Source organism: Pseudomonas sp. HT11 (assembly GCF_044875395.1).
Lineage (GTDB): Bacteria > Pseudomonadota > Gammaproteobacteria > Pseudomonadales > Pseudomonadaceae > Aquipseudomonas.
Genome location: NZ_CP173217.1, coordinates 831323 through 844850 on the forward strand (window position 1 = coordinate 831323; position 13528 = coordinate 844850).

A 13528-nucleotide genomic window follows, 5' to 3' on the forward strand; every position below is an offset into this window, starting at 1 on the left:
GCTCTCTCCGCTCAATAAAGTCAGTCGCCGACCGCTTCGCCTTCGCGCCGAGGGTCGGCGCCGCCGCTCAGCGACGCTTTACCCTGGGCGTCCCGCGTGCGCACGATGGCCTGGATGCCGCTGGTCATATCAATCTCGCTCAGTGCATGGCCTTTGTCCCTCAGCGCCTGCTTCAACTCGGGGCTGAACATCCCAGCCTCAAGCTCGGTGGCGCCGTTACGGCTACCAAAGTTGGGCAAGCTGATGGCCGCTTGCGGGTCGAGGTTCCAGTCGAGCATCGCCACCAGGGATTTGCTCACGTACTCGATGATCTGCGAACCGCCTGGCGATCCGACGGTGGCCAGCAACTCGCCGCTCTTGCGGTCGAACACCAGTGTCGGTGCCATGGCCGAGCGCGGGCGTTTGCCCGGCTCGACGCGGTTGGCCACCGGCTGGCCGTTTTCTGCGGGGATGAACGAGAAGTCAGTCATCTGGTTGTTCAGCAAAAAGCCCTGGACCATCACGTGCGAACCAAACGCCGCTTCCACTGTGGTGGTCATCGACACCGCGCCGCCCAGGTCATCTACCGCCACCACCTGCGAGGTCGAAATGCGCAACGGCGAGCGGTCCGGCGCGTACGCCACCTGGATGCCCGCAGGCGTGCCCGGCTTGGCGATGCCCATGCTGCGGTCGCCGATCAGTGTGGCGCGTTTGGCCAGGTAGTCCGGGGCGACCAGGCCTGCGGTCGGCACCGGCACGAAATCGGCGTCGGCCACGTACAAACCACGGTCGGCGAAGGCCAGGCGACCGGCTTCGGCGAGCAGGTGCACGGCTTCAGGTGTGGGCTCAAGGCCGGCAGGCGATGTGCTTTTCACCGGCTTCATCGGTGCGATGGCCAAGCGCGGGTCGCGGGTTTCCAACGCCTGCAACGTACCGAGGATCTGCGCGACCGCAATCCCGCCCGATGACGGCGGTGGCATGCCGCACACCTGATAGCGCTTGTAGTCGGTGCACAGTGGCGTGCGCTCCTTGGCGGTGTAGCCCTTGAGGTCCGCCTGCGACAGGCTGCCCGCGTTGCGGTTGCCCTGGACCTTGCGCGCGATCTCATCGGCAATCGGCCCTTGGTACAGCGCATCCGGCCCTTCCTTGGCGATGCGCTTGAACACGCTGGCCAGCGCCGGGTTTTTCAACAGCGTGCCGGCAGCTTTAGGCGTGCCGTCGGCATTCAGAAAATACGCCGCCATCTCGGGCGATTGCGCGATGTAACGGTCGGCAGCGATTAGCGCGTGCAGGCGCGGGGAAATCGCGAAGCCTTGCTCGGACAGGCGAATCGCCGGTTCAAACAGCTTGGCCCATTGCAGGTGGCCGGTCTTTTTGTGTGCCATCTCCAGCGCGCGCAACACGCCTGGCGTGCCAACCGAACGCCCACCAATCTGCGCCTCGGCAAAGGCCATCGGCGTGCCGTCCGCTTTAAGGAACAAGCGTTCGGTGGCGCCCGCGGGCGCCGTTTCGCGGCCGTCATACGCGTGCACGTTTTTGCCATCCCACAGCATGATGAACGCGCCGCCGCCGATGCCGGATGATTGCGGCTCCACCAGGGTCAACACCGCCTGCATCGCAATCGCGGCGTCAATGGCCGAGCCGCCCTGGCGCAGCATCTCGCGCCCGGCTTCGGCAGCCAGCGGGTTGGCGGCGGCGGCCATATGGCGCTCGGCGTGGCGGGTGGTGAGGTCGGTGCGATAACCCGAACCCAGCTCCGGCGCGGGCGGTTGTTCATTGACGGCGGTATGGCAGCCAGCCAGGGCGAGGGCGGCGGCAATCATTGACAGTTGACGGCGGGAAATCGAAAACACGCGCTGAACTCCGTTCATTTTGAGAATGATCTGTTGTCCTTGGGTTACGGCTTTTTACAGGTATATCGTGCCTTGCAGGTAGAGCACCGCGTGGCCGGAGATAATCACGCGGTCGTCCTTGAGCTCGCAACGCAGTTGCCCACGGCGCTTGCCGCCCTGTTCAGCAGTCAACTGCGACTTACCCAAACGCTCGGCCCAGAAGGGCGCCAGCGAGGTGTGTGCGGAACCGGTGACCGGGTCTTCATTGACGCCCACGTTGGGGCCGAACCAACGGGATACAAAATCAAACCGCGTGCTTTTGGCCGTCACCGCAATCCCGCGTTTGGGCAGGCCCTTGAGGCGCGCGAAGTCCGGCGTCAGGGCGGCGACTTGAGCTTCGTCGTCGACCAGCACGAGGTAGTCGTCGGTGGCAAACACCTGGGCATGCTCAATCCCCAATGCGCTCAACATGCCGCTTGGCGGCTCGCAGCGCTGGGGCTGTTTGGCCGGGAAATCCATCGCCAGTTCGTCGCCATTGCGCGTCACGCGAAGCTCGCCGCTGCGGGTGGCAAAACGCAATACGTCGGGTGCATCCGCCAATTGGTGAATCAACACCCAGGCTGCGGCCAGCGTGGCATGGCCACACAGGTCCACTTCGACCTCCGGGGTGAACCAGCGCAACTCGTAGAAATCGCCACGGGGTACGAAGTAGGCGGTTTCGGAGAGGTTGTTTTCAGCCGCGATGTTCTGCAGTTGTTCGTCGGGCAGCCACTCGGTGAGCGGACAGACTGCCGCCGGGTTGCCGCCAAAGGGGTGTTGGCTGAAAGCATCGACTTGATAGATATCCAGTTTCATCGAGGGCACTCCGAGTAGGGAGGCTGGACACTAACAGTGGGTCTTTAAGGCGTCAAAATACAGATACGGAGTTTTTTTGAGCGCATGCTTCTTGCTCATCCCAGGCGCAACACCATCGCCCCGGCGGCAATCACGCACGCGGCCACGATGCGCACGCGCGTCAGACGCTCTTTGAGCACCCAGGCCGAGATCACCACGCCAAACAGGATCGACGTTTCGCGCAGGGCCGAAACGGTCGCGATGGGGGCTGCGGTCATGGCCCACAGCGCCAGGCCATACGAGGCGATCGTGCCCACGCCGCCGACGACGCCCAAGCGCCAGTTACGCGCGAGGTAATCACAGAACAGCGTGCGCCGGGAAGCTAACGCCCACGTCGCCAGCGGGACGCCGGTCAGCAGGAAAATCCACAGCGTGTAGGCCACTGGCGCGCCGGATTTGCGCACGCCCAGGCCATCGATAAGGGTGTAGCCGGCGATCACGCCGGCGTTGATCAGGGCCAGAATCAGGCCTTTTCTTTGCCCTGAAGAAGGCGCCAGGGCCATGCTCAAAATGCCCAGTGAGATCACCGCAATGCCAAGCCAGGCGGATGTCGACAGTGGCTCGGCCAACACAAACACGCTCACCGTCGCGACCAGCAGCGGCGCTGTGCCGCGCATGATCGGGTAAGTCTGGCTCATGTCGGCAATGCGGTAGGTCGAGGCCACCAGTACGAAATACAGCACTTGGAGAACCACCGACGCGCCGATGAACGGCCAGCTCTCTCTTGCCGGCAGCACCAGAAACGGGGTGGCGGCCAACGCGATCAACGAGGCGACGGAGGCGATCATGCAGGTGGTCAACAGCTTGTCGGTGCCGCCTTTGACCACGGCGTTCCAGGTGGCGTGGAGCGCGGCGCCCAAGAGGATGATGGCGAATACGCTGAGGCTCATCAGTTGCTCTGCGCATGGTTGATCAGCGACGTCAGCACGTGGTCCGCCCACACGCCGTTAATCTTGAGATAGGCCCGCGCTTGACCCTCGCGCTCAAACCCCAGCCGTTCCAGCAGGCGTGCACTGCGTGCATTTTCGGGGCGGTAGTTGGCCATGATTCGATGCAGTTTCATGGCATCGAACACATAGGCAATCGCAGCCTTCAGCGCTTCGTGCATCAGCCCCTGGCCCTGAGCCGATTCGTCCAGCGCGTAGCCCAGGTGGCAGGCTTGAAATGCACCGCGCACGATATTGGTGAAATTGCAGGCGCCGATGATCTGACCGTCGCGCCGTATCAGCAGGTGCAGCGCTTCGCCGCTGGCGATTTTCTCGGCCATGGTTTCGAGGCGTTGGGTGATGGCATCGAGTGCAAAGAAGTCATCGTCGCGCGTGGGCTCCCAGGGTCGCAGGTAAGCGCGGTTTTGCAGCAGATAGGTGTGCAGGGCCTGAGCGTGAGACGGCTGGGCGGCTTGCAGTATCAGCCGTTCGGTGGCAATGCCGTGGGTGGGGAAGTGCGGGTTCACGAATCGCCTCCTTGTGGTTGGGGGCGAGTATGCCTGAGGGCTTTTATTCAGGCATAAAAAAACGGCCTACCTTTCGGTAAGCCGTTTTTAGTACTTGGTGGCTACACAGGGACTTGAACCCCGGACCCCAGCATTATGAATGCTATGCTCTAACCAACTGAGCTATGTAGCCAAGTGGCGCGCATTATTCGCGTAGAACGGGAATGCGTCAAGCACTTTTATCGAAATTTTTTCTACGCTTTCAACTGTTTAACCGGAATCATCAGTTCTGGCGACGAGTGGCTTGTCATTCGTCCGCCTGTCGGGCCGTGTGTGGGCGCAGGCTTTCAATTAAGCGATCAATCACGGTCGTGGTGATTTTCTGCAGATGCCCTAGGGCGTTGATCGTGACGCTGCAGGAGGGCGCCGCAGTCGAGAACGGTAGCGCAAGCGCTGAGCATCGGGTGGGAAAGGCAGGGCTGGGCGTCTTCGCCGCTGAGGTGGTTATTGGCGCTGAGGCAGTCGGTAGGGAGTGGGGTGTTCGGGCGGTTGGTGAACGCGTCGCGGTGAATGAAAGGAGCAAAATTCGGTTGGGCAGATATCCCTGCCGCCCAACGATTACCCGCTAGAGGACCTTACGGTTGCGACGGGTTATGCGTGACGCGCTTGAGGTGTTCGCGCGCGCGTGACAAACGTGAGCGAACGGTGCCGATGGGTATGTCCAACACGTCGGCGGTGTCCTGGTAGCTGCCGTCGGTCTCCAGTGAGGCGTACAGCGTCTTGCGCATTTCTGTGGGCAGGTGGTCGATGGCGGTCAGGGTTTTCTCCAGTCGGCGGTTGATCTCGAACTGCCAATCCAGGTTCTTGGTTTCCTCCTGCCCATGCCACAGCGATTCATCGAATTCGCAGTGCACAGGCTTGGCGTACAGGCGGCGGAAGTGGTTGCGTACCAGGTTCTGAGCAATCCCGCACATCCAGGTACTGAGGCTCGCCTGACCACTGAAGCGCTCCCTGTTGCGCCAGGCTTCCAGGTAAGTCAGTTGCAGTATGTCGTCTGCATCTTCGGGGTTGAGTACGCGTTTATGAATAAAACGCCGGAGTTTTTTCTGTTGGTCGTCCGTCAGTTGGAGCATGAATTGAGGCGAGCTGCCAACCAGGTGCGCTAAAGCTTCAATTGGGATATTCACGTTTTTTTCCTCAGGGTAGACGCTATCGAAATAAGTTCGATGGAAACCCCTTTAGCACTGGGTGTGCCAAATGAAAAAATCTCGTAACTAGCTGATTATTAAGGGTAAATATCTTGAAATGGAGAGATATTGCGCAGTAGTTTGCAAAAAGCGCCGAGGCTTTGTGCCGGTCTTGTCAAACGTCTCGATAGCCGCGTTCTGATGGAACCGTATCGGCAGGCATTGCCACATAGGGACACACTCTTCCCGTCTTGGCATGCTTATGAAAGTCGAATCCCCTAAAGATGCGCCCTCTGCCCAGCGCCTGGATCAATCTGCCGTTGCGCCTGTTTCCACGCCCGCACCCGCGAAGGTTGATGAGCTTGCTTCGCTCTTCGACCAGGAAGTGATTGCCAACAACCGCGCTCAGCGCTCGGTGTCGATTCGCGTGCCCCCCACCGAACAGCTTGCGCAACTTTATGAGCAGTTGGGCCATCCTGCTCAGGAGTCCCTGGCGACTATTTCGCGGCGGTTCAGGCAGCAATTGCAGCAGCATCCCAGTGTCGACAAGCTGGTAGAGCTCGCCGAGGGCGACCCCGCACGTGCCTACGTGGTGCTCAAGCATCTGGAAGCCCAGGCGGACAATGATGTGCGCCCCACCGAAGCTGCCTTGGCGCGGGATGCTATTGGCATGCTGGCGGTGGGCTTCAAAGGGGAGATCCAGGCGGGCCTCAAATTCGCCACGGCGTTGATGGAGGCCGGTGGTGATCCGCAGGAGCGCCAGGCGCTGCGCGCGCTTTATTACGCCAGTGTGGCCACGCGCCAATCCTTGGCGACGATGATGCAGGCGCTGTTGGGCGTATACGGCGGCGATACGTTTTCCGTCAGGCTCATCAGCATGCGTAAAGCCTTGGCTGACGACATCGCAGTCCTGGTTTCGTCAATGACCACGCCGCGATTGCGCACGTTGTTGCTGGCCCTGCAAAGCTGTGGGCAACTGAGCACCGTGTTGGCCGGTTGCCACGCGTTGATCCAGCGCCTGGGCATCGGCTACGACGCCGTCAGTCTTTTGCAGCGCTTGCTGGGGTATGCCGGCAGCGGCATCGACGCGGGCGAAATCCTGCGACTTGGGCATGATCTGGGCAGTGGCCCGAGCCCCCGGCAAGTGATTGTTCTCAACGCGCTTTACCCTCTGGTCCGGCAGTTGCCTTTGGCCTTGTGGCCCGACAGTCGAACCCGCCAGGGCGCGCTGGACAGCTTTTTGGCCGTGATGGGGGAACTGGAGCGGATCGAGCGCGGCCCGATCAAGTTTGCCGGCGACCTGGGGGCGTCGGCGTGACTGCACTGTCAGCCATTAACGCTGTACTGCTCAAAATGGCACAACGTGCCGAAGTCCTGGGCGCAGTGGTGATCCTGGGTATCGTGTTTATTTTTATCGTGCCGTTGCCCACCTGGCTGGTGGACATTCTGATCGCACTCAACATTTGCATATCCTGTCTGTTGATCGTGCTCGCGCTGTATTTGCCAGGCCCCTTGGCGTTCTCGTCGTTCCCATCGATTTTGCTGCTGACCACCATGTTCCGTCTGGCGCTGTCGATCGCCACGACGCGCTTGATTCTGCTGGAACAGGACGCCGGCGACATCGTCGAGGCCTTCGGCAATTTCGTCGTGGGCGGCAATCTGGCGGTGGGGATGGTGATCTTTCTGATCCTGACCCTGGTCAACTTCCTGGTCATCACCAAGGGTTCGGAACGGGTCGCCGAGGTGGCGGCACGGTTCAGCCTGGATGCGATGCCGGGTAAACAGATGTCCATCGACAGTGACCTGCGTGCCGGGCTGATCGACGGCACGCAAGCCCGGGACAAACGTGAGCAGTTGTCCCGCGAGAGCCAGCTGTTCGGTGCCATGGACGGTGCGATGAAATTCGTCAAGGGCGATGCCGTCGCCGGTTTGATCATCGTCGTGGTCAACCTGTTGGGTGGTTTCACCACGGGCATGTTTCAACACGACTTGAGCGCCGCCGAGTCGATACGGCTGTATTCGGTGCTGACCATCGGCGATGGCCTGATTGCACAGATTCCGGCGCTGCTGATCTCCCTGACCGCCGGCATGATCATCACCCGCGTGGCTCCGGATGGGCGCAAGGGGATCAGTAACATGGGCGCCGAAATTGCCCGGCAAATGACCAGCGAACCCAAGAGCTGGATGATTGCGTCGGTGGGGATGCTTGCGTTTGCAGCGGTGCCTGGCATGCCCACTCTGGTGTTTATCCTGATTTCGATGGTCACCGGCGGCCTGGGTTATTACTTGATGCGCCAGCGTCAACGACAAGAACAGCCGGTCGCCGAAGCCGCGGACGCCGTGCGCCCGGAGCAAAACGGTGATGAAGACTTGCGCGGGTTTGATCCGTCGCGACCTTACTTGCTGCAGTTTTCCCCGGTTCTGCGCGGAACCCCCGAGGTCACCGAGCTTATCCACGGGATACGCCAGGCCCGAAACACACTGGTGGCCAATATCGGTTTGACCTTGCCGCCGTTTGAAGTCGAACTGGATGACGCCCTGGCCGCCGATGAAATGCGCTTTTGTGTGCATGAAGTGCCGATGGTCAAGGCCTCGGTCGTTAACCATTTGGCCGTGGACCGCAAGGCGCTGGCGGTTGAACCCGAGCACGCAATACCCGGCAAGGCCGACCGCGATGAACAGGATTGGGTGTGGTTGGCGCCTGATGATCCGCTGCTCGATGACCCGCAGCTGGAACGCTTTACCGCGACGAGCCTGATCATTGAGCGCATGAGGCAGGCGATGATGCTCAGCGGGCCGCAGTTCCTGGGGATCCAGGAGAGTAAATCGATCCTCAGTTGGCTTGAGCACAACCAGCCGGAACTGGTGCAGGAACTGCAACGCATCATGCCGCTCTCGCGGTTTTCGGCGGTCCTGCAACGCCTGGCCAGCGAAGGCGTGCCGCTGCGTGCCGTGCGGCTGATTGTCGAGTCGCTGATCGAGTACGGCCAGCATGAGCGCGAGCCCGAAGCGCTGGCTGACTACGCGCGCATTGCCCTCAAGGCGCAGATTTTCCACCAGTACAGCGAGGAAGACGGCCTGCACGCCTGGCTGTTGTCGCCCCATACCGAAAACATCCTGCGCGAGGCGTTGCGTCAGACGCAGACCGGGGTTTTCTTTGCGCTTGATAACGAAAGCAGCGCCGCGTTGATCAACCTTCTCAACCAGGCCTTCACCTTACGCGCCAAAAGCAAAAGTGTGATGTTGGTGGCACAAGACCTGCGCAGCCCCTTGCGCACCCTGCTTCTGGAAGAGTTCAACCATGTGCCGGTGTTGTCCTTTGCCGAGTTGGGAAGCACCTCCAAGGTGAAAGTGCTGGGGCGTTTTGACCTGACCCAGGATGAGCTGGCGCGCGGTGCGCTGGCATGAATCGCCAGTCAGCTTCAACGCGCCGGAGCGCTCCATAATGTTTGAGTTACGGGTGCTCAATGGGCTGCGCCAGGGCGCCGCGTTGCCGCTTTTTGGCGAGCAGTGGAGCATCGGCGCTCATCCTGACGCTGACCTGATGCTGAACGATCCTGGCATCGCCGAGCAGCACGCGCGGTTGCGGCTGATCAACGCAAACTGGTCAGTGCAGGCCGAAGCCGGGCTGCTGCACGGTGATGAAGGGCAGGTGCTGGCCCAGATTGCGAGCCTGGCGCTGAACGTACCGTTTTCGGTCGGGGCTGTGCGGCTGTGTGTCACCTGGGCCGATCAGCCATGGCCCGAGGCGCCCGCCCCAGCGGCCCCGGCCCCTGAAGCGCCGCGGGCGCTGCAACTTTCGTCCATCTCGCACGCGCAGCAAAAGCGCCTGATCAGCGTGGCGCTGGTGGTTGCGATCATCGTCGTGGTGGTGGGCATCGCGTCCACGGGTGAGCGTGAGGCCCAGGCCTCATTGATGCCTCCTGTGGTGGTCAAGCACGAGTTGGCCACGCCGTTTGAGGTGCGCCAGCAGTTGCTGAAGATGCTCAATGAACGCGAATTGAGCCAACGGGTCAGCCTGCAAGTGATCAATGGCCAGGTCGCGCTCAACGGCGACGTGTCGCAGGACGATGTGGAGCTGGTGTCGCGCATGCTCAGCCGTTTTGTCGAGCTGTTCGACAGCGCGGTGCCAGTGATCAGCCGTGTGCGTGTCAGCGACGGCGCGCTGCCGTTCAAGATCGTGCAGATCGTCGGCGGCCCCAATGGCCATGTCGTCCTGGAAGAGGGTCGCCGGGTGTTTGTCGGCGATGAAGTGGACGGCCTGCGCCTGGTGCTGATCGACAACAGCAAAGTGGTGTTCGATGGCGCGCGGCGTTATGAGGTGCGCTGGTGAACGAAGAACTGAACGCACGTCTGGATGCCTGGCAGCAGCGTCAGGCCCAGGCGCTGGCCAACCTGATGCCGGTAACCCTGCGCGGTCGGGTTCAGCGCGTCAACGGCATGTTGTTGCAATGCCGGTTGCCGAGCGCGCGTATTGGCGACTTGTGCCAGGTCGAGAAATCTGCCGACGACTACATGCTGGCGGAAATCATCGGCTTCGATCAGCAGGATGCCGTGCTCAGTGCCTTGGGCAACCTTGAAGGGGTGCGCGTGGGCGCCAGTGTGCAGCGTCTGGGTGTCTCGCATCGAGTGCGCGTCAGTGATGCGTTGCTGGGCCAGGTGCTCGATGGGTTCGGCCGGCCGATTACGGGCGTTGGCCCCAATGCCTTCGCCGAGTCCGACAGCCCGGATGCGAGCATGGTGCTGTGTGAGGCGCCGTTGCCGACCGAACGGCCGAGGATCCACCGGGCCCTGGCGACCGGGGTGCGCTCGATCGATGGTCTGTTGACGCTTGGCGAAGGCCAGCGCGTGGGCCTGTTTGCCGGTGCCGGCTGTGGCAAGACCACGTTGCTGGCGGAGATTGCCCGTAATGTCGAGTGCGATGTGATTGTGTTCGGCCTGATCGGTGAGCGCGGCCGGGAACTGCGCGAATTTCTCGACCATGAACTGGATGATCAGTTGCGCGCCAAGGCCGTGCTGGTGTGCGCGACATCCGACCGCTCAAGCATGGAGCGCGCCCGCGCAGCGTTCACCGCAACGGCGCTGGCTGAGGGCTATCGACGCCAAGGCAAGCGGGTGTTGCTGCTGATCGACTCCTTGACGCGTTTCGCCCGCGCGCAGCGAGAAATCGGCCTGGCCGCCGGCGAGCCCTTGGGGCGCGGGGGCTTGCCGCCTTCGGTGTACAGCTTGCTGCCGCGTTTGGTGGAACGCGCCGGGTTGACCCGCGACGGCGTCATCACCGCAATCTACACCGTGCTGATCGAACAGGACTCCATGAGTGACCCCGTGGCCGACGAGGTTCGCTCGCTGCTGGACGGCCATATTGTGCTGTCGCGCAAGCTGGCCGAGCGCGGTCACTACCCGGCGGTGGATGTGCTGGCCAGCCTGTCGCGAATTCTGAGCAATGTCGCCACGCCTGAGCACATCCAGGCGGGGACCGGGCTGCGCCGTTTGTTGTCGGCGTATCAGCAGATCGAGCTGATGCTCAAGCTGGGTGAATACCAGGCCGGCAATGATGCCCTGACCGACCTGGCGGTGGACAGCCGTGCCGCGGTGGATGGCTTTTTGCGCCAGGACTTGCGTGAGCCTTCACCAATGGCGGCGACCCTGGATCAGCTGACGGAGCTGACCGCCTATGTTCCTTTCTGAATTGGAAACCCTGAGGCGTCTGCGCAAACACCGCGCGGACCGGGCTGAGCGCGCATTGGGTGAGGCTAAAAGGCATCAGCGCGCACTGCAGTTGCACGTTGAGCAGGCGCAGCAGCGCCTTGAGGACACTCGCCTGCAGGAGGCCGAGGAAGCGGCGCAGCTATTGAGCAAGCATCAAGGGCACGTGCTCTCGTTTCAGGAGCTCAAGTCGTGGAATACCCAGGAGCGCTCATTGTCCGCCAGTACGCAGCGTGAAGAGGCGCAGTTACAGGCGTTACAGGGGCAGCAGGCGCAGCAAGTGATGCATATCGACAGCATGCAAAAGCAGGCCAGCCAGTATTTGCGCGAGGTCGAAAAACTCTCGGAATTATCCCAGTTACTGGTGCAGGAGCGTCATGAAACGATTGCCTGTGAGCAGGTCTGAGCGGCCGCGCATTCGCGAGCCCAGGGAAGACCGTGAGAGAGGCGTTGAGGCCGTGGTGCCGTGGGTTCATGTGCAGGTATTCGCGCAACTGTTTGCCAAGGACGATGGCCAGGGCGGTTACGTTTCCAGCCTGCCTGCGCAACGTGTGGCGACGGATAAATTAATGATTGAGGCATTGGCGGGGCAGTTGGCGCTGCGCGTTCAAGGCGCCACGCAATGGCCGTTGCTGGCGGTGCTTTACCTGCCACGGCTGGGGCGAATCAACGCCAGTGTGCTGCGGCAGTCGGGCGCGTGGAACATCGAGTTGGACGCCGAAGAACCGCGCACGGCGCATTGGCTCGCCACGGTGCAAAAACGCTATCAGGACAGGCTGACCGAGGCGTTGGGCCAGCCTGTCGATATCCACATCAACAGCACGGGGTCCGCATGATCATGTTGGCGGTGGCACCGCCCCTGGTTGAGGCGGCAAGGGTTGCGGCGTTGCAGCGGCTGGGGCGCGGATTACGCATGCCGTTTCAGGTTGGTGATCAGCAGGGCGCGTTTGTGCTCGAGCCCGGCCGCGCGCCTGAAGGGCGAAGCCCGGTGTGTTTCGAGAGTGCCGTCGGTGTACTGGGGTTCTCGGAACCCGAGGCGATGTTCAGCCTGATGGGCGAATGCCCGGTCACCCTGGCAGAAGCCGGCAATGACTCGACGTCGTGGTTCTGGGAATTGTTCCAGCATCACCTCAGCCCCCAAGTGGTGGCGTTGTTCGGTTATCTGCGCTTGCTGCCGGCACCCAAAACGCCGGGCTTTGGTTGCCGCTTCACCGTGCTGTTGGGAGCCTCCAAGGTCGACGGTTACCTGTGGCTGGCCCCACAGAGCTTGCTGGCGATGTGTGCGGCGGGCGCTTGGCGGTCGACGGCCAGCTCATTACCCGCATCGTTTCCCTTGGCAATCGCCGTGACCGTGGGCCGTTTGAGCTTGCCTGTCGGGCAGTTGCGCGGCGTGCGTGCGGGTGACGTGTTGGTGCCTGAGCACGCCTTTTTTGATGTGCAGGGCCGTGGCCACTTGTCGATCGGGCGTCGCCGTCTGCAAGGGCGTATTGACGATGAATCCGGGCCGTTGTGCCTGAACCTTATTGCGATTGAGGAAGCGTCCATGGACGAGAACTTTGTAATAGAAGAATACCCGGGGCCTGAACAGGACCAGCCGGTGGAGGATATCTTTGGCCGTGAGCCCTTTGATGAATTGAGTATGGCGCTGACGGTGCGCTGTGGTGTCCTGAGCCTGACCCTGGGCGAACTGCGCAATCTTGCTCCTGGAGCGGTGCTGGGCATTACCGGGTACGCCCCGGGCATGGCCGGCCTGTATTACGGTGAGCGGCCCATTGGCCAGGGGCAATTGGTGGAAGTGGGTGGGCGACTTGGCTTGCAAGTGTCTCGCGTGGTGTTTTCGCGATGATATTCCAGGGCGTCGACCCGGTTGTCCTGGCGCTGTTTTTCGGGGCGTTGTCGTTGCTGCCGATGCTGTTGATCATCTGCACCGCGTTCTTGAAGATCGTCATTGTGCTGATGATTACCCGCAACGCTATCGGCGTGCAGCAGGTGCCCCCGAGCATGGCGATCAATGGCATCGCGTTGGCCGCTACGCTGTTTATCATGGCCCCGGTGGGTTACCAGGTCGCCGAAAACCTCAAGGGCGCGCCCCTGGACATGAGCACGGTGCAGACCCTTCAACAGACGGGGCTTGTGGCCATACAGCCGCTGCGCGCGTTTATGAAACGCAACACCGATCCGGATGTGTTGACCCACATGCACGAAAACACCGCGCGCATGTGGCCGCCTGAAATGGCGCAAAGCACCCAGCGCGATGACCTGATCCTGTTGGTCCCCTCCTTTGTGCTGTCGCAGTTGCAGGCCGGGTTCGAGATCGGCTTCCTCATCTACATTCCGTTCATCGTCATCGATTTGATTGTGTCCAACCTGCTGTTGGCGCTGGGGATGCAGATGGTCTCGCCCATGACCATTTCCCTGCCGCTCAAACTGCTGTTGTTCGTCATGGTCTCCGGATGGTCGCGATTGCTCGACAGCCTTTTCCTTTCCTACCTTTGAGT

Annotated in this window: 13 protein-coding genes and 1 tRNA gene; 8 read left to right on the forward strand and 6 right to left on the reverse strand. The window is 61.6% G+C overall.

Annotated elements, in window-relative coordinates; translation table 11 throughout:
* Positions 1-20 precede the first annotated feature (20 nt).
* From ggt to ABWL43_RS03620, 6 genes are all read right to left on the reverse strand, one after another.
* Positions 21-1850: a gamma-glutamyltransferase gene (gene ggt / locus ABWL43_RS03595; RefSeq protein ID WP_404486755.1), complete on the reverse strand. Its 1830-nt coding sequence runs from the start codon at positions 1848-1850 to the stop codon at positions 21-23.
* A gap of 36 nt (positions 1851-1886) precedes the next feature.
* On the reverse strand, positions 1887-2666 hold the full coding sequence (locus ABWL43_RS03600; RefSeq protein WP_145165525.1) for a PhzF family phenazine biosynthesis protein: 780 nt from the start codon (positions 2664-2666) through the stop codon (positions 1887-1889).
* Positions 2667-2761: 95 nt separating this feature from the next.
* Entirely contained in the window at positions 2762-3595 is an 834-nt protein-coding gene (locus ABWL43_RS03605) for an EamA family transporter (protein ID WP_404486757.1), read from the reverse strand.
* A complete protein-coding gene (locus tag ABWL43_RS03610; RefSeq protein WP_242194934.1) occupies positions 3595-4158 on the reverse strand; it encodes a GNAT family N-acetyltransferase in 564 nt (187 codons plus the stop codon). The genes ABWL43_RS03605 and ABWL43_RS03610 overlap by 1 nt, the downstream gene beginning before the upstream one ends.
* 95 nt (positions 4159-4253) lie before the next feature.
* Positions 4254-4330, reverse strand: a tRNA-Met gene (locus tag ABWL43_RS03615).
* A gap of 442 nt (positions 4331-4772) precedes the next feature.
* Positions 4773-5324, reverse strand: coding sequence for an RNA polymerase sigma factor (locus ABWL43_RS03620; RefSeq protein ID WP_106578536.1), 552 nt, complete (start codon positions 5322-5324; stop codon positions 4773-4775).
* 262 nt (positions 5325-5586) lie between these two features.
* Between ABWL43_RS03620 and ABWL43_RS03625 the strand changes: the two genes are divergently transcribed.
* From ABWL43_RS03625 to sctR, 8 genes are read left to right on the forward strand one after another with little or no spacing between them, the layout of a single operon-like run.
* Entirely contained in the window at positions 5587-6642 is a 1056-nt protein-coding gene (locus ABWL43_RS03625) for a TyeA family type III secretion system gatekeeper subunit (RefSeq protein WP_178119746.1), read from the forward strand.
* The gene (gene sctV, locus ABWL43_RS03630) at positions 6639-8732 is read left to right on the forward strand and encodes a type III secretion system export apparatus subunit SctV (protein ID WP_404486760.1); all 2094 of its coding nucleotides are present in this window, start codon (positions 6639-6641) and stop codon (positions 8730-8732) included. The genes ABWL43_RS03625 and sctV overlap by 4 nt, the downstream gene beginning before the upstream one ends.
* Before the next feature lie 37 nt (positions 8733-8769).
* Positions 8770-9657 carry an FHA domain-containing protein gene (locus ABWL43_RS03635; RefSeq protein WP_404486762.1) on the forward strand — a complete coding sequence of 296 codons (888 nt, stop codon included), beginning with the start codon at positions 8770-8772 and terminating at the stop codon, positions 9655-9657.
* Positions 9654-11012 carry a FliI/YscN family ATPase gene (locus ABWL43_RS03640; protein ID WP_145165537.1) on the forward strand — a complete coding sequence of 453 codons (1359 nt, stop codon included), beginning with the start codon at positions 9654-9656 and terminating at the stop codon, positions 11010-11012. The genes ABWL43_RS03635 and ABWL43_RS03640 overlap by 4 nt, the downstream gene beginning before the upstream one ends.
* On the forward strand, positions 10999-11436 hold the full coding sequence (locus ABWL43_RS03645) for a YscO family type III secretion system apparatus protein (protein ID WP_404486764.1): 438 nt from the start codon (positions 10999-11001) through the stop codon (positions 11434-11436). Before ABWL43_RS03640 ends, ABWL43_RS03645 begins: the two co-directional genes overlap by 14 nt.
* Positions 11408-11866, forward strand: coding sequence for a type III secretion system HrpP C-terminal domain-containing protein (locus ABWL43_RS03650; RefSeq protein ID WP_404486766.1), 459 nt, complete (start codon positions 11408-11410; stop codon positions 11864-11866). Before ABWL43_RS03645 ends, ABWL43_RS03650 begins: the two co-directional genes overlap by 29 nt.
* A complete protein-coding gene (locus ABWL43_RS03655) occupies positions 11863-12876 on the forward strand; it encodes a FliM/FliN family flagellar motor switch protein (protein WP_404486768.1) in 1014 nt (337 codons plus the stop codon). The genes ABWL43_RS03650 and ABWL43_RS03655 overlap by 4 nt, the downstream gene beginning before the upstream one ends.
* Positions 12873-13526 (forward strand): type III secretion system export apparatus subunit SctR, encoded by a 654-nt coding sequence (gene sctR, locus ABWL43_RS03660; RefSeq protein WP_145165544.1) that lies wholly within the window; start codon positions 12873-12875, stop codon positions 13524-13526. The genes ABWL43_RS03655 and sctR overlap by 4 nt, the downstream gene beginning before the upstream one ends.
* Positions 13527-13528 lie beyond the last annotated feature (2 nt).